Genomic DNA, 16256 nt, shown 5'->3' with positions numbered 1-16256 from the left:
TAGTATTGTTACGGTACAGGAAGGCTTTTCGGCGCGACGCCCAGGTGGTGGAACAGGTAGTGGTACTGGTACTGGTAGCGGTGCCTTTGCTGGTACTGGTGGCGGTGCCGGATCTTCATTTAGCGCAACCAGTACTCCAGTATTTGGAGATGTAGGTTCTGTTGTATCTCGTGGACCTTCCACAGCAGGTTATTCAGATCGTCCTACCGGAGCTCAAGGAACGCATATTACCGGCGATGCCTCAAGATTGGCACCAAGTGGTAAAGCTTGGGGTGATGTACTCGAGCAACAAAGAATCGCTGCCGATTATGCGAAAAGAAACGTTGCAACATTCAACGAAAGAGATATTGCTGGTCTTAGCGAGTCTGAAAAAGCAGTCGCTTCCAGTTTACGCGAACAGGTTCAAGACCGCCAAGCTCAAATTATGCAAGCCTATCGTGAAGCGCAAATTCGCCAAACAGTAAGCTTTACTATTACTCTATTTATCAACAGTAATGGAGCAGTACGCGAATCTGTGGTGATACCAGCAGGCTCGTATCCTGAAAACTTCGTTTCCAAAGTTAAGAGCATTGTAGATTCTTGGAAATTCACCGTTAATGGAGAAGCGCAGTATACCTTCCCCATTAGATTACGTCCTTAAATACTAATAAACTGTAATAAATAATGGCTCTGCAATGTTGCGGAGCTATTTTTTTATATTGACAGTAATGCCACTGTTTTCCACTCTACGATCATGTTTTATTACAAAGTAGCGTTACCGCTTGGAATACCAAGAGATTTTTGTTATAGTAGCAAAAGCAAAGTAGCCTATGGTGCCAGAGTTTTAGTGCCCCTCAAAGGCAAATTGATGCTCGGTATCTGCCTTGACGAACAAGCTGCTGGAAAATTGCGTTATAAGCCCATAGCAGAGGCTCTTGATCCAGAACCAGTTATCCCAGAAGATTTAATTACACTGGCAGAATGGATGGCAAATTACTATCATTGCACAATTGGCAAAGCTCTATTTGCCATGCTCCCGGCTAAATTACATACAGATGTGGATTCCGAGCTTAGCTGGATAGGCCCTATTGAAGAAATCCCGGAAGAATTCCAATGTTTGTTTGAAGTATTAAAAAACTCTACGCCAAAAAGCATTAGCAGTTTGCGCCAGAGCTTCCCCAACCTCCCCCTCTATCAACTTGCTGAAGCTGCTGCTGCTGCCGGATTTATAAAGATAACCAATAAACTAAGGCATCGAGATAAACCAAAGATACAGAATTACATAAAGATAGTCTCCTCTTCATTCGATGAGAACAGCTTACCGTTGAAACAGCGCGAGGCATGGGAACTGATAAAAACTCAAATTCACCCCTTCCCTATGGCAGATATTAGTAATTATGTTTCCTACAGTTGCCTTAAAGCCCTAGTAAAAAAGGGTATTATCGAGATATTTCCCAAAGAAGTGCCCGCTGCGGAGTTGCTTAAGAATGCTGCTTCAAAAGCTAAGAATATAGTTCTCAACTCCGCTCAGCAGCAGGCTATCAAAGAAATATTGGAAGATTTCAAGCAATTTAGAGTGCACCTGCTCTATGGTGTTACCGGTAGCGGCAAAACAGAGATCTATATTGAGATTATTCGCAAGTATCTAGAGGCAGGAAAATCTGTAATATTCTTAATTCCAGAAATTGCCCTTACTCCCCAGATGCTAGATCGTTTTGACTCCAGCTTTGGTGATGAGCTTGCCGTTTTACACAGCCAATTAACAGATTCTCAACGCTTTGCTCAGTGGCAAAAACTCCAAAAAGGAGAATGCCATATTGCACTTGGAGCCCGAAGTGCCATTTTTGCACCCCTCAAGAATTTGGGATTAATTATTGTTGATGAAGAACATGAGCAGAGTTATAAACAAGACTCAATTCCTCGTTACAATGGAAGAGATTTGGCAATTGTGCGAGCAAGGAATAACAATGCTCAGATAATTCTCGGCTCTGCTACTCCATCTTTGGAAAGCTGGAATAACTATCTTTTAGGTAAGTACAAAATCCACTATTTGTTGCAAAGACCTTTAAATTATGGTCTGCCCAGCGTGAAAATCCTCGATCTTAGAGATGGAGAAAGCCCAGAACTTATTACTCCCGAACTTATCTCTGCCATTGCCATGCGCATGGAGAATAAAGAACAAGTTATTCTCTTCCAAAACCGACGTGGATACTCTTCCTTTGTGCAATGCCTCAAATGCGGAAAACTTATTACTTGTCCAAATTGCGAGATCAGCATGTATTACCACCGTGACCGCGAAGAAATGCAATGCCACTATTGTGGATCTTTCTTCCCTGTTCCCCGCCGCTGCCCATCGTGTAATGCCTTTAGCTTTGCCTATGGAGCTCCGGGAACCCAAAAAGTGGAACAAAACCTCAGAATCCTCTTTCCAATGGCAAAAATTCTAAGACTTGATAGTGATAGCTCCCGCACAAACTTGAGGACTATGTATCAGCGCATGAAAAGCAGGGAAGTCGATATTCTTTTAGGCACACAAATGATTACTAAAGGATTGGATTTCCCAAACGTGACCCTGGTTGGCATTATCAATGCCGATATTAGCTTAAATATCCCAGATTTTCGTGCCGCCGAACGCACTTTCCAGTTGCTAACCCAAGTTGCCGGACGTAGCGGAAGAGCGGATAAAGGTGGCGAAGTAATCATCCAAACCTACAATCCTGAACACTATGCTATTCAATTTGCCGGTAAGCAAGATTTTGAAGGTTTTGCTAAAGCTGAAATTGCTTTTCGTAAAAGGTTATTCTATCCACCCCATTACCGTCTGGCAAGAATTTTGTTCCAGCATAACGATTTACAGGAACTATGTAAAGAGATGAATCGCTTGCAAAAAAATGCTTTACCTACCCAAACCGAATCGCTGATGGTATTAGGACCAAGTCCCGCACCATTTTCCAAGATCAACCAGTTGTATCGCTATCATGTAATTCTGAAAGGTAAAACTCCTCACGATATTAAAGAGGCTATCGCAAATATTATAGAAGGTTTTAAAACCAAGCTACACCATCAGATAGATATCGACCCGATGATGCTAATGTGATTTTTGGGGGAAGTTGGGAGTGGCAATCTCGGAATGTAGAGGTGGTATTAATAAAGGCTCTCTTTCAAACTTAGTTGGCGCCATAGACCTACAGAATATTATTCTGGGCGCTTGACTGCGAGCGCCCTTACAGTACAGGCAGGACACTGTTCCGCCAAGGATACCAGTGCGAAAGATGGGGTGGCAAGCTCTGTTTGCCACAAAGGCCGAAGGTCTTTTCTCTCTGGCAGCTTCGCTGCCTCTGCCAAGCGGAGCTTGGCAGCCCAAACAACAGCACAAACGTCAGCACAAACGGATCTGTGATGGGATTGCAAGCTCTGGTTGTTACAAATGCGGCTACAAGTCGCACCTACCTTTGGGGTGGCAAGCTCTGGTTGCCACAAAGGCCGAAGGTCTTTTTCTCTCTCTGGCAGCTTCGCTGCCTCTGCCAAGCAGGAGCTTGGCAGCCCAAACAACAGCACAAACGTCAGCACAAACGGATCTGTGATGGGATTGCAAGCTCTGGTTGTTACAAATGCGGCTACAAACCACACCCACTTTTGGGGTGGCAAGCTCTGCTTGCCACAAAGGCCGAAGGTCTTTTCCCTCTGGCAGCTTCGCTGCCTCTGCCAAGCAGGAGCTTGGCAGCCCAAACAACAGCATAAACGATTGATATTACCGAAATGCTTTAGCTTGCCATTATGGATATTTCAAGTTGCCATTATGCTATATTTGCAGGAGTATCACAGCCTGAATCATGCCTAATGCTGCGATAATATTATGGGCAAGAAATAAGGTTTATACATCCACTAAAGGTGTTTGGCAATATTGGTTTGCGACCATCAGGTGAATGTCGCTGCGTATGCTTTGCAAGTAATCATTCATTACCCGAAAGGCAAGATCTGGATGGTTGTTGATCTCCGAAAGGTGAGCTAAGATGATATTCTGCAAGCCGGGATGCATTACTTGAGATAGCAAACCCACCGCTTGGTCGTTGGAAAGATGCCCATGTTCGCTTTTAACTCTCATTTTCAGATTCCATTCGTAGGGACCTTCCATTAGCATTTGCATATCATGATTACTTTCCAATACCAGAGTATTAGCTAAACTAAGCTTCAACAGGGTCAGCTTGGAAAAATTACCCAAATCTGTTGCCACTCCCAGTTTGCGCTCGTCGTGAATAAAAACAAAATTACAGCTATCTATGGCATCGTGAGATGATTGAAACGGTTGCACCAGAATATCGCCAACCATAAATTCCACTCCCGATTCAAAATAGACTAAGCGTTCATGAACCTTGCCCAATCTGTGAGCGCAGTAGGCATAGGTATCGGCAGAGATAAACAGAGGAATCTTGAAGCTTCGGGAAAGAGCGCCAGCGCTTCGAGTGTGATCTGAATGTTCATGAGAGATAATAACGGCTTTGATAGTATTGGGAGATACCTGCAATTCGTCTAAGGCTAGCCGAATTCGCTTTAGGCTTATTCCGGCATCCAAAATAAGCGCAGTATCTCTACTGCGTACCAGCATCGAATTCCCCTTACTGCCACTGGCAAGCACCGAGATTTGGAACATGATATGTTAGATTCTTACTATACGATAATAGCGATTATTGATCTTATCGTATTCACTCCAAACAGCATCTGGAGCGGATGCATCTAACAATTGACAAACGCCTGCTGCTTGAGCATCAAGATTATCACAATGGTGCAATAGAATTGCTTCCAAGGTTTGTGGCAAGCGAACAGAAGCTTTTTCATACTCTCCATGGTGAGAAAGAATAAGATGACGCAGATTTAAGAGCAATTCTGCAGGAAATCCGGGTATTTGAGCAGCAGCTTCAATTACCATCTGATCTCCCATACTAAGATGCCCTAATAGCCTGCCTTCATCTGTAAAATCGATGGATGCCTGACCGGAATACTCTTTTACTTTTGCCGCATCGTGAAAAAGCGCTCCGGTGATCAATAAATCTAGAGAAACTGGATATTGCATGCTAACAAACTCGCACAGTGATGCCACTGCTACAATGTGTTCGATAAGACCGTGTACATAATTGTGATGCCAGCTTTTTGCTGCAGGTGCCTTCAAGAAAGAATCAAAAAAGCCTTTATCGTCGAAAACAACATGTAATAAGCGGTTGAGATATTCATTTTCTACTTTATCTACAAAAGTCCAGAACCGCTCGGCTAGATATTCCGGTTCAAAGCGACTTTTTGCCAAAAACAATCCCATATCAAATTCACTTTTATCGGCATAGCGTAATTGCTGAATGCTAAGCTGAATCTGCCCCTTATAATTAACCACTTGAGCCTTTATATGCACAATATCTCCGGCATCAAAGAGTTCGGAAGTTTGAATTGCATCTTTCCAAACATTCGCGGTTACGTAGCCACTGCGATCTCTTAACTTGATGCGGATGAAATTTCCACCCTTTCCTTCACGTAACTCCTTTTCCTGAGCGAGATAGAATCCGGTAATTTCTTTGTTCTCGTGCTGATGCACTTCATTTATATAAATGTGTTCTTCCATAATAATCACTTAATAATACTTATTTTTTTGTGGATAGGCTTCTTGCCTTCTTGTTCGATGCGGATAAAATAGATGCCAGAGCTGGGAAATAGATCACTATTCAACTTTACCTCGCCCCGAATATTTGTTTTAGAATCTATCATCTGACCCTTAATGTTATATAGAGAAATCTTGGCTAAGCTCAAATCCGGAATGGAAATCTTGAGGCTTCCGCCCAGTTTCAATGGGTTTGGGTATATAAAGTAAGCTGCTGTAGGAGCTAGTTCGTCTGTATTGCTTACATATAATAGCGGGTCGAAATCGGAGAAATTTGCATAGTAAATAGCTCCTCCATCTTTATCTTGCAACCAAAAATAGAGGCGATAGTGCAATTCGGAAGAATTATCAAACAAGCCACTAGCACTAATTGTATAGTGCTTATCAATATTCTGATTGATTGTAAGAGCTGAATTTATGGTATCGGCAAAAGCAACCCACTTAAGTAAGCAGAATTTATCCGCAGATTGTATAATAGGTTTGGCAAAAACTCCTGCAAACAACCTGGATGAAGACATTAAGCTTTGGGTTACGCCGGTGTACATATCAGTATTTGTGTTTTCCAAGTTTATTGAGAGATAGATGTTTTCAGAACCTTCAACTGCGTCCATTCTGCAATTTGAACTACTGATAAAGGTTGTTGGCTCGCTTAAAACGCCCATATAATCGGCAAACAATTGCTCGTAACTCTGGGTTAGACCCACAATTGTATGTTCACCATGTATCACTGTTTGGGGTAAAGCATTAAAAGAATACCAGTTAAAGCGTTGCTGAGCGCTAAGATTGGCGAGTGAATCCGATAGAATGGGGTAGTAAGTAAGCACATCTGTATCGCGAGTTAGATATTGATCTTGTAAACTGTTCATCGTTTCATAATGCACTTGTTGGAGGAAATTTTCCACCAGCAGAATTGGTTGTCGATCTGTAAATACATTATAACTTTTAGAAACGCTATTGTTCGCTAGTAGGATGTCATTTTCTACATATTCGGAGCTGAGAAGAGCTTCAATGCGCAATTGAGTAGGGGTTTGAGGGAGGGTGATGAACTGATATCCGCCATCATAAACGTATTCTGTATGAGGTTCTATAATACTTGGAACAGATATAGTTAATCCTTCATATTGGGCTTCGCCCGGTCTATTCATGGTAATCTCAACTTCTGCTTGTTCAATGCTCACGTTACCATGATTATAAATACTGAAAACAGGATAGACTCTTCCTCCAGGTTGAACATCTCCAATAATATCAAAATCAGTGAGCGCAATATCGGCAGTATCAAACTCATAATCTCCCAATAGCCCGAATAGCAGCTCACAATTGAACCCCGCCAAAGCTAAGGAAGAAAGATAAAACTGGTCATTCACTTCATTCAAAAAGTAGCTGTTAGTCCCTCCGCCATAACTGGCTGCAACATAGCGGTTTAACATATTTGTTCGGTAACTAACTATCAGCCAAACCGTTTCCTGTTCAGTTTCCTGATCAAAGTAGATATCCGTTAGATTGTCGGTAATAGGAGCACTTTTCGAGATAATTCTGGAGCCCGGTTGATTGTTGGAATCGCTATACAATTCCACTGTTGCAGAATCTCCTATGTTTGGGAACCATAATCTAACACCGGCAACATTGAAGCTCACGTCTGTCATCCCCGGATACACTTGGCGGAAGTTAAATTTTACTGCCCATTTTTGGGCACCATAAAGTTGTAAGTCGTTTACCGAATTATGATAATTGAAGTGATACAGCCGGTCGTTGGGCATAATTCTGCCGTCACCAGGAATGCCTACTATTGCCGAAAGCATGCTGAACATTAGTGGGATAACAAGGAAGAAACGTTTCATTCTTGTAGCTCCGCTATTAAGGCTTGAGCACGCTGCAAGTCAAGTTTCATGGCTCTAATCAGCTCATCGGTGTTGGCAAACATTCTTTCCTCTCTAAGGTAATGAAGCAATTCAACTTGCATGGTTTCTCCATACAGGTCTCCAGAAAAATCGATGAGATGGCTCTCTATTTCGGTAATTCTTGTTCGTTTCACTGTTGGAGACTTACCAATATTAGTCAAGGCAAAAAAAGCACCTTGTTGAAGATGAACTATACAAAAGTATAATCCCTCTTTGGGAATAAGCTGATGAGGATTGCTAAGCAGTAGATTTGCAGTGGGAAAACCAAACTCTCTTCCTCTACACAAGCCCTTACCCACTTTGCCAGAAAGACGGTAATTGCGTCCTAATAACAGATTTGCTTTTTCTACCTCTCCCAAAACCAGGTAGCTCCGAATTGTAGTGCTGCTAATAACTTTGCCTTCAAACAGTTCCGGTTCTATATATACTAATCTAAAGCCATATTTTTGAGCATTTAACTCCAAAAATTCACGGTTGCCTTTGCGGTTTTTTCCAAAATGGCTATCGTAACCAACCACAATGATCTTGGGCTTCCAGCGAGGCATTATGATCTGTTCTAAAAAATCCTGCGCAGTGGTATTGGCAAGTTCTTGCGTAAAATCTAGCATTTCAACCCTGTTTATACCCAATTCCTGTAATACTTGTTGCTTGATTTCAAGAGGGCAAAGTAAGCCTGGTAAAGCTTTGTTATTCAATACAAAAGCAGGGTGATCTGTATAAGTAACAATTATTGAAGCCAAGCCTTCTTTTTGCGCCAAATCACATACTGTGCTTAGCAGTTTACGGTGTCCCAAATGGATGCCATCAAATGTGCCAATACTCAATACACTCATTCTTCTGCTCCGGGCATTACCATTAATGGGATCAATACTCCCTCTTCTATACAGGCAATTCCAATTAGCCTATCCTCACCCGTATAAATTGCCATTTCCTTGCAATCCTCAAAGGGGCATTCGAATCTATTTCCATGCAAGAAGTGCGTAGTTTCGACATCGTTCAAGTTCCCGCTCTTCATCGTGTGTAAGACCAACTGGGGTGAACATACTTTTTGTTGCCAATCTATACGCAGATCTTCTACTTTATATGCTTGCTCAACTTTACATTGCCCAATGGCTGTGCGACGGAGGGCAATTGTCGTTCCCACACTGCCCAGTTCTTCGGCAATTCTCTCACTAAGCGAACGAATATATGTCCCCTTTGATACTGTAGTCCGATAGATTATGCTGTTGTTTGAAAAATCGAGTATCTCGAAGTCTTCTATCTGCACAGTGCGCGAAGGCATGATGAGCTGTTCACCCTTGCGGGCATAGCTGTATGCCCGTTTACCGTTTATTTTAACAGCAGAGAATTGGGGAATTGGTAGTTCATTGAGATTAAGTACAGTTGTTTTTATGACACCAAACTTATGAGGATCTATCTTAAAATCAGCCTCAGAGATTATCTCGCCTTCAGGATCTCCCGTGCTAGTCTTTTTGCCCAATAGCAGTTCGGCTTCATAGCTTTTATATTGGGATTCGGCAAACTTCAACAATCTGGTATATTGACCACAAGCACAAATCATGAGTCCGGTTGCAAAAGGATCCAAGGTTCCACAGTGCCCTATTTTTCTTGTCTTAAGTATCTTTCTTAAGCTACGGATAACGTCAAAGGAAGAAATCCCTGCTTCCTTATCAATCAAGAAAAAGGCGTTCATGATATTAGGTGAGCTGTTTCCAACTCATCCAATACTGTTTGTTGAACCTGCTGCAGGTTGCCATGTAAAGTAAGCCCAGAAGCCTTACGATGACCTCCTCCACCATGACGGGCTGCAATCTCCTGAACGTTCAAGACTAGTGATCGTAAAGATACTTTCCACTCTCCGGGTGCAACCTCTCGAAAGTAGGCAATTGCGTTGAGATTGGTAATTCCCTGTACCCATCTAGTAACACTCATAAAATCGGCTGGGTTTATGCCAATCTCTTTTGCCATTGCCAAATCTGAATACAGAAAAAGATATTTATCTTGGTGATGCAGGGTAATCGTGGCTAAGCTTTTTCCTACATAAAGCATCTCTTGGGGACTATGGTTTTGCAAATACGCCATATGCAATAGATGTGGTTGAATGCCTTCTTTTGCCACATCTGCCGATATCTCAAACATCCTGGCATTAGTATTGGCATTACTGAAGTTATTGCTATCGTTTAAAATGCTAACATAAACGCATTCTGCCACATATTTTCTGGTAGCGGAGTTCAACTTTGAGATATGAGCAGCTAACACGCGCCACAACAATGCCCCGGCCGATGGATAAGAGTAATCGATTAGATCTATATCCGCTTCGATGGGATTGTGCTCAACTACATGATGATCCAGAACTGCCACTTTTTGGGCTTTCTCTGCTAAAGCAAGTCTCTCTCCCAAACGATCATAACTGTTACAATCTATCACACAACAAAAATCAAAGACCATATCTTTGTGATATGGCTCAATGGCATTATTCTGCATCAGAAAAGAATAGCGATCCAGATTTTCGCCATCGGTTACGATAATGGAATTGATGCCATTACTACGCAGAATTTCCTGCAGGGCAAAACACACCACCATTCCATCACCATCAGAATTTATGTGTGTTGTAATGGCGATACTCTCAGCATGTTGTGCAATATCTAAGAGCTTGCCTCCAAATTCTTTATGCTTTAATATCAGATCATTATCGGGCTTTATGTTCAATTATCCTCGTCATCCTCATCGTCGTCAAAATCGTCGTAATCATCTTCATCTTCTTCGTCATAGTCGTAGTATTCATCATCATCCAGATAGTCGTCGATATCTATATCTGGATCGTAATCGTCATCTTCAAAATCGTCTCGGATACTTGCCAGGATAGTTTCCACTTTTTCTGCGCGGTCTTCTGTGTCGTCGTAATAAAATGAGAGTTCTGGTATAGTTCTCATAATATGTGCTCCTGCTATTTGTTTCTTAAAGAACCCACTGGTTTTTATCAATTGCTCCCTTATTTCTTCGTGGGAAGCGGGGTTGTTATAATGAGAAAAATATAACTTGGCATATCGCAGATCTTTAGATACTATTACTTCAGTAATTGATACCCAAGCCAAAAGAGGATCCCCCAATTTTTGGCTAAGGCTAATATTGAAGATCTTTTTCAGCTCTTCCTGCAATCTGGGTATGCGATAGTTTTTCATCAGAGTTTTTTGGCAACCTCTTGTTCGATATAGGCTTCTATAACATCGCCTTCTTTGATATCTGAATAATTTTCCAAGGATAGTCCGCAATCGGAGCCCGCACGAACTTCTTTCACATCGTTACTGTAGTGTTTTAGAGAACTCAATTTATCTTCTACTATTAGCACATCGTTGCGATACAGGCGAATAAGGCAGTTGCTTTGAATAGCACCGCGATCTACCTGGCATCCTGCGATTGTGCCAAGTTTCTTGATTTTGAACACTTGCTTAACCGTAGCCGAGCCGATACTTTGTTCTTCAATTACGGGGGCAAGCATACCTTCCAAGGCAGCTTTGATGTCATCAATGGCATCGTAGATAACTTGGTAAAGCTTGATTTCCACGCCTTCATCTTCGGCAAGGTGTAGGGCTTGTTGGGCAGCACGAACATGGAATCCAACGATTATGGCATCTGATGCTGAGGCCAAAGAAACGTCAGTTTCCGAGATTCCACCCACACTCTTGTGAATAATATTAACCGAAACTTCTTCGTTGGCAAGTTTTTGTAGACTATCGGCAATTGCTTCTGCAGAGCCATCTGTATCGGTTTTAAGAATTATATTTAAGGTATGTACTTGTTTTTCTTTGATGCGGGCAAAGATATTCTGTAAGCTAGATTTGTTCTGATATTTCTCTCGTTCCAAACGTATCTGTTGACGCTCGGTTGAGATGGCTCTGGCAGTTTTTTCGGTATCCACCTGATTCAATACATCTCCGGCTTTAGGGGTATCTGAAAGACCGTAAACACGGGCAACATCGCTGGGGAAAAGTTCTTTTATTTCTAAGCCGCGCTCATTTTCCATGCGTCGCACTCTGCCGTTAACGGCTCCGCACACAATTATATCTCCCTTCTTGAGGCTACCTTGTTTCATTAGAATGGTAGCAACAGAGCCCATGCGTGGATCTTTTTGAGCTTCCACTACAATGGCTTCAGCTGGCACATCGCACTTAGCTTTCAAATCCAGCATTTCTGCGGTTAGCAAAATCAACTCGATAAGATGGAGGATGCCCTCACCGGTTACGGTAGATGTTTTACACCAAGCTACATCTCCGCCATATTGATCCAGATACACACCCAATTCCAATAAATCCGAAACAGTTTTATCGACGTTTGCCTCAGGCAAATCTATCTTGTTGATGGCAATGATCATAGAAACTCCGGCAGCCCGGGCATGATCTATTGCTTCTCTGGTTTGAGGTTTTACTCCTTCTGTGGCGGCCACAACGATCACCGCAATATCGGTAACGTTTGCTCCACGGGCACGCATAGCGGTAAATGCTTCGTGTCCGGGTGTATCCAAAAATGTTATTTTATGCTTATTTACTTCAATTTGGTAGGCACCAATATGCTGGGTTATTCCTCCGGATTCACCGGCAACTATGTTCTCGTTGCGAATATAATCCAGAATTGAGGTTTTGCCATGATCCACATGACCCATAATAGTAACCACCGGTGGTCTGGGTTCTTCGGGAATATCGGCATACTTATCCAATTCGTGTTCGATGAGATCGGTTCCATATTCATCTTCAAAGCGGAAATCCACCTTAAATTCATCGCAGATCATCTCCAAAGAATCTCTATCCAGGCGTTGATTTATGGTTACCAATTGTCCCATCATAAAGAATTTTGAAATGATCTCACTGGCAGCCAGGTTCATGATTTTGGCAAGTTCGGATACTGAAGTGAATTCGCGGATAACAATTTCATTGCCTCGATCTTCCACCACTTGAGCTTCGCGGTGATATTTCTTGCGTTTAGCTGTCTTCTGCATCACTTTCTTGATATTGCGTGAGATGACTGCCTCGTCTACTTCACTGGGCTCGAATATTTTGCCTTTTCCTTTTTTGGAACTGGATATCAATGCTTTTTTGTGTTTGCTTTTCTCGCCCAAATCATCATGTATCGGTTTAGCTTTACCAAATTTCTTTTCAATTTCTTTCTTTTCGGGAATAGGCGGCGGTGGTGGTGGTGGCGGAGGAGGAGTTGGAGCTGCACTAGAGCGTTTTCTGCTTGGCTTCTCTGCACTTTTAGCTTTGTGCTCCTTAACTCTTGGGGGAGGAGTTGCCTGTTGATAAGGTACTCTTATATCCAAGCTTTCGCGGTGTTTTTTAGCTTCTTCCCGAGCTTTCTGTTCTTGTTGCTCAAGATATGCTGTTTTGTCTTGCTCACCGGTATCTGATTTTTTCTCTGTGCTTTCCAGCTTATTTTCATCCGATTCTTCGGCCTTTGTAGCTTCTTCTTTGCCTTTTGCCTTTTTGGAAGCTGCGGTTTTCGCGGTAGGTTTATCTTCCTTTTTCGGTTCGGCTACTGGAATCTCGACAATGCCTTCGGCTGCTTTTGCTTCGCTTTTTTTGGCTTGCTGGCGAAGTTCGATCAGTTTTTTGCGGTCTTTTTCCGCTCTTTTTTCGGCATCAACCTGTTCATTATATTTTTCCCGGATCTTATCCGCCACTTCTTCATCGATAAAGCTCATGTGGCTTTTGGTTATCACACCCAGATCTGTAAGATGCTTTTTTAGAGCCATTGTACTGATCTTGAGTTCCTTGGCTAATTCATGTACTCGTATTTGCAAGGTTCCTCCACTCACGCCTGCCAATATTCACTTATCTTGGCAGCGAAATTTTTGTCGCTGATGCCGAAAACTCCGGTAAGCGGCAAACCCAATGCAGAGCTAATCTCAGCTTGAGTTCCAGCTTGTATCACCAACAACTTGACGCCACTGTTTTGCATCTCAAAACTGATGCGCTTCGCTGTTCTTTCAGCTGTATCTGCGGCTATCACAATAAGATTTATGTGTTTCTGATGCATGCTCCTTAGGCAGGCATCGATGCCTGGCACCAATTTTCCTGCTTTACGAGCAAATTGCATCAAATTCAATATTCTGGGATCCAGGGCAGTCATCTGTTCCGTCTCCCTTTATCACGTTTCTTGCGCCATTTTGCCAAAAGGGCTATGCATTCCCGCTGAGAGCACACATATTGTTTGCGCACATTTAGTCTGCCGAACATATCGAACACAATCCCCGAAGGCATTAGTATAAAGCCCAAAAGCTCTTGTTGCGGCAGTTTCTGCCTGCATACCACACAAGTGCGGATGGGGATGTGGCAGGCTTTACTATTTTTATTTGGCATTAGAAATACTTTGCAGCTTCCTTAAGCTTTTCTGCGGTTTTATGCCCCAAGCCTTCCAAAGAAGACAACTCTCCAATGGATGCTTGGAATATATCTTGAACACTGGTATAGCCCGCATTGCGCAATACTTCCGCAATTTTTGAGCTAACTCCGTCCAGCTCCGTTATATGGCTTATCGTGCGGCGTTCCTTTGCCATTTTTTCTTCGAATTCTTCTGAGGTAAAGATGTCAATCTTAAGCCCGGTTAGTTTTGCAGCTAAACGTACGTTTTTGCCTTGTTTACCAATGGCTATCACCTTATCGCCTTCATCTACAATTACACTGGCAGAACGGTTTCGTTCTATCACCACGCGCTTGGCATTACTTATCCCCAAGGCATTTTGCACCATTTGTTCCATATCATCGCTATGCACCACGATGTCTATTTGCTCGCCATGCAGTTCTTTGCGGATACTATCTATTCTGGTACCTTTGGGACCCACACATTCAGTAATGGGATCCAAGCTTTCATCCAAAGCTTCCAATTCCACTTTGGTTCTAATTCCCGGTTCGCGTACTATTTTGCGAATTCGCATCTTACCATTAAAGATAGAAGGAATTTCTGCCTCAAAGAGTTTTTTAACAAATTCCGGATTTGTGCGTGAAAGAATAACCGTAACCCCCCGGTTTCCGGAACGGATATTGGTTACATAGGCTTTAATATTCTCACCTACGCGGTAAAATTCGTTTTCGATCTGTTCGTCCAGCGGCAAGAGAGCATCGGTATAGCTAAGATCGATGCGATAACCACCGTTATTGTCGTCTATAGATTTTATCTTTCCAGAAACGATGGTATTCTTTTGTTTATTAAAGTCGTTTTGAATCTTCTCATCTTCCAGATTCCGGATGCGGTCTTGAATGGTCTTTTGGGCAGTTTTTACTAATTTTGGCTCAAATTCGTATAAGGACATCTCTTTTTGAATGTAATCTCCCAGCTTTGCGCCAGAATCGAAATTGGCCCTCGCATCTGCCAAGGATATCTCGCCTAATTGGCTCTCCAGCTCTACCACAAGGCATTTATAGCGAACTCTGATGCCACGTACTGCTTCATCGATATATACTTCCAGTTCGTTCTCCGGCTCCAACTTCTTTGCTAAAGTGCTGGTTATGGATTCTACAATTATCTCTTGGATTACTGCACCATCTAACTGCTTGATTGCGGCAAGCTTAATAACTGCATCAAGAATATTAGCGTTCATTTTCCTCACCTCGGGGTAAACCCAAAAATACTGTTTTGGCTCTGGAAATAGATTTTAGCGATATCTCTTTTCGCTCTCCCCTATCGTCCAGAACTACCGTATCCTGATTCACTTCTATTAAAGTTCCCATCACGGATTGTTTTTCCTCTTCTTCATTATACTGAACTGCCACTTTTTCGTTAATAGCACTTACCCAGTGACTTTTTAGCTTTAGAGGACGCTCCAATCCTGGAGATGATACTTCCAAAAAGTAGCGTTCAGGAATAAGATCGAAGATTTCCAATTCCGAACTCAGTGCCCGGCTAAAATGGGCACATTCATCCAATGTCACGCCACCTATTTTGGTAAGATAAACGATGATGATGCGACCCTTGCCGCTCATTTTTTCATCGATATCATAAAGCGCTAAATGCATCTCTGCACATATCTTTTTGGCAATGTCTTCAATCTGAGTTCGGTAATATTGCACGTGAACCTCTTATCTTTGCGGCTTTGCCGCACTATTGTGTATCTAAATATTAACTTTGCTACAAAGGCTTTCGTCTCTTATATCAATAACTGCTACGTTTCCGGTAAATCATACCTGTTTCACATCAAAAAAAATAGCTAACCATTGTAGCTATCAAAACCGCAAAAGCGGGAACCATAACAACTTAGCCGCCATTTCTGACGGATTCTACTATTTAGGACAAGATATATTTGCCAATTATCATGTCAAGGAAAATATCCGCTTTGTTGATAAACTTTCACAGTCTCAATTCGCCGCCTTAATAGCACTAAAGAGTTGATGTGATTCTTTTTGTATTAAAATGAATGTAGACACGGCATAGTGGGGAACAATCTCCAAGTTCCACAAATGCCGCAGGCATTTTCCTAAAGACAGTTCTATGTTTAGAAGGTTGAGAGGGTTGAGGTGGCTATAAATTCGGCTACAAACTGCACACATTTGGGGTGGCAAGCTCCTGATTGCCACAAATGCCGCAGGCATTTTCGCCGGAGGCATTTTCCTAAAGACAGTTCTATGTTTAGAAGGTTGAGAAAGTTGAGAGGGTTGAGAGGGTTGAGGTGGCTATAAATTCGGCTACAAACTGCACACATTTGGGGTGGCAAGCTCCTGATTGCCACAAATGCCGCAGGCATTTTC

15 protein-coding genes are annotated in these 16256 nt (G+C 42.5%); 3 read left to right on the top strand and 12 right to left on the bottom strand.

The features are described from left to right. The 3 genes from LHW48_06900 to LHW48_06890 all read left to right on the top strand — a co-directional run. On the top strand, positions 1-640 hold a 640-nt coding region (locus tag LHW48_06900), incomplete at its 5' end, for a hypothetical protein (GenBank protein MCB5260184.1). A 93-nt stretch (positions 641-733) separates the two neighbouring features. Next, positions 734-3076 carry a primosomal protein N' gene (priA, locus tag LHW48_06895; protein MCB5260183.1) on the top strand — a complete coding sequence of 781 codons (2343 nt, stop codon included), beginning with the start codon at positions 734-736 and terminating at the stop codon, positions 3074-3076. A gap of 330 nt (positions 3077-3406) precedes the next feature. Then, entirely contained in the window at positions 3407-3820 is a 414-nt protein-coding gene (locus tag LHW48_06890; GenBank protein ID MCB5260182.1) for a hypothetical protein, read from the top strand. A 33-nt stretch (positions 3821-3853) separates the two neighbouring features. On the opposite strand, the gene LHW48_06885 is transcribed toward LHW48_06890, so the two are convergent. The 12 genes from LHW48_06885 to LHW48_06830 are packed head-to-tail and all read right to left on the bottom strand — an operon-like array spanning position 3854 to position 15581. After that, complete coding sequence (locus LHW48_06885; GenBank protein ID MCB5260181.1) at positions 3854-4585, bottom strand: MBL fold metallo-hydrolase; 732 nt, start codon at positions 4583-4585, stop codon at positions 3854-3856. Positions 4586-4636: 51 nt separating this feature from the next. Further along, a complete protein-coding gene (locus LHW48_06880; GenBank protein MCB5260180.1) occupies positions 4637-5587 on the bottom strand; it encodes an HD domain-containing protein in 951 nt (316 codons plus the stop codon). 5 nt (positions 5588-5592) lie between these two features. Beyond that, on the bottom strand, positions 5593-7461 hold the full coding sequence (locus LHW48_06875; protein ID MCB5260179.1) for a T9SS type A sorting domain-containing protein: 1869 nt from the start codon (positions 7459-7461) through the stop codon (positions 5593-5595). Then, entirely contained in the window at positions 7458-8354 is an 897-nt protein-coding gene (locus LHW48_06870) for a bifunctional riboflavin kinase/FAD synthetase (protein ID MCB5260178.1), read from the bottom strand. The genes LHW48_06875 and LHW48_06870 overlap by 4 nt, the downstream gene beginning before the upstream one ends. Continuing rightward, positions 8351-9214 (bottom strand): tRNA pseudouridine(55) synthase TruB, encoded by an 864-nt coding sequence (gene truB, locus LHW48_06865; protein ID MCB5260177.1) that lies wholly within the window; start codon positions 9212-9214, stop codon positions 8351-8353. Before truB ends, LHW48_06870 begins: the two co-directional genes overlap by 4 nt. Next, complete coding sequence (locus LHW48_06860; GenBank protein ID MCB5260176.1) at positions 9211-10230, bottom strand: DHH family phosphoesterase; 1020 nt, start codon at positions 10228-10230, stop codon at positions 9211-9213. The genes truB and LHW48_06860 overlap by 4 nt, the downstream gene beginning before the upstream one ends. After that, complete coding sequence (gene rbfA / locus LHW48_06855) at positions 10227-10703, bottom strand: 30S ribosome-binding factor RbfA (protein MCB5260175.1); 477 nt, start codon at positions 10701-10703, stop codon at positions 10227-10229. The genes LHW48_06860 and rbfA overlap by 4 nt, the downstream gene beginning before the upstream one ends. Next, positions 10703-13315 carry a translation initiation factor IF-2 gene (gene infB / locus LHW48_06850; protein MCB5260174.1) on the bottom strand — a complete coding sequence of 871 codons (2613 nt, stop codon included), beginning with the start codon at positions 13313-13315 and terminating at the stop codon, positions 10703-10705. The genes rbfA and infB overlap by 1 nt, the downstream gene beginning before the upstream one ends. An 11-nt stretch (positions 13316-13326) precedes the next feature. Continuing rightward, positions 13327-13644, bottom strand: coding sequence for a ribosomal L7Ae/L30e/S12e/Gadd45 family protein (locus tag LHW48_06845; GenBank protein ID MCB5260173.1), 318 nt, complete (start codon positions 13642-13644; stop codon positions 13327-13329). Beyond that, on the bottom strand, positions 13641-13874 hold the full coding sequence (locus tag LHW48_06840) for a DUF448 domain-containing protein (protein MCB5260172.1): 234 nt from the start codon (positions 13872-13874) through the stop codon (positions 13641-13643). Before LHW48_06840 ends, LHW48_06845 begins: the two co-directional genes overlap by 4 nt. After that, on the bottom strand, positions 13874-15112 hold the full coding sequence (nusA, locus tag LHW48_06835; GenBank protein MCB5260171.1) for a transcription termination factor NusA: 1239 nt from the start codon (positions 15110-15112) through the stop codon (positions 13874-13876). Before nusA ends, LHW48_06840 begins: the two co-directional genes overlap by 1 nt. Then, positions 15102-15581, bottom strand: coding sequence for a ribosome assembly cofactor RimP (locus LHW48_06830; protein MCB5260170.1), 480 nt, complete (start codon positions 15579-15581; stop codon positions 15102-15104). The genes nusA and LHW48_06830 overlap by 11 nt, the downstream gene beginning before the upstream one ends. Positions 15582-16256 lie beyond the last annotated feature (675 nt).

It is taken from the genome of Candidatus Cloacimonadota bacterium (genome assembly GCA_020532355.1).
Classification (GTDB): domain Bacteria; phylum Cloacimonadota; class Cloacimonadia; order Cloacimonadales; family Cloacimonadaceae; genus UBA5456.
This window is presented reverse-complemented; position numbering and strand designations above follow the sequence as displayed.

Coding starts and splice junctions, on each gene's coding strand:
- LHW48_06840 (MCB5260172.1), bottom strand. CDS start 13,874: ATGCCAAATAAAAATAGTAAAGCCTGCCACATCCCCATCCGCACTTGT.
- LHW48_06845 (MCB5260173.1), bottom strand. CDS start 13,644: ATGACTGCCCTGGATCCCAGAATATTGAATTTGATGCAATTTGCTCGT.
- truB (MCB5260177.1), bottom strand. CDS start 9,214: ATGAACGCCTTTTTCTTGATTGATAAGGAAGCAGGGATTTCTTCCTTT.
- LHW48_06885 (MCB5260181.1), bottom strand. CDS start 4,585: ATGCTGGTACGCAGTAGAGATACTGCGCTTATTTTGGATGCCGGAATA.
- LHW48_06875 (MCB5260179.1), bottom strand. CDS start 7,461: ATGAAACGTTTCTTCCTTGTTATCCCACTAATGTTCAGCATGCTTTCG.
- LHW48_06870 (MCB5260178.1), bottom strand. CDS start 8,354: ATGAGTGTATTGAGTATTGGCACATTTGATGGCATCCATTTGGGACAC.
- nusA (MCB5260171.1), bottom strand. CDS start 15,112: ATGAACGCTAATATTCTTGATGCAGTTATTAAGCTTGCCGCAATCAAG.
- priA (MCB5260183.1), top strand. CDS start 734: ATGTTTTATTACAAAGTAGCGTTACCGCTTGGAATACCAAGAGATTTT.
- LHW48_06890 (MCB5260182.1), top strand. CDS start 3,407: ATGCGGCTACAAGTCGCACCTACCTTTGGGGTGGCAAGCTCTGGTTGC.
- rbfA (MCB5260175.1), bottom strand. CDS start 10,703: ATGAAAAACTATCGCATACCCAGATTGCAGGAAGAGCTGAAAAAGATC.
- LHW48_06880 (MCB5260180.1), bottom strand. CDS start 5,587: ATGGAAGAACACATTTATATAAATGAAGTGCATCAGCACGAGAACAAA.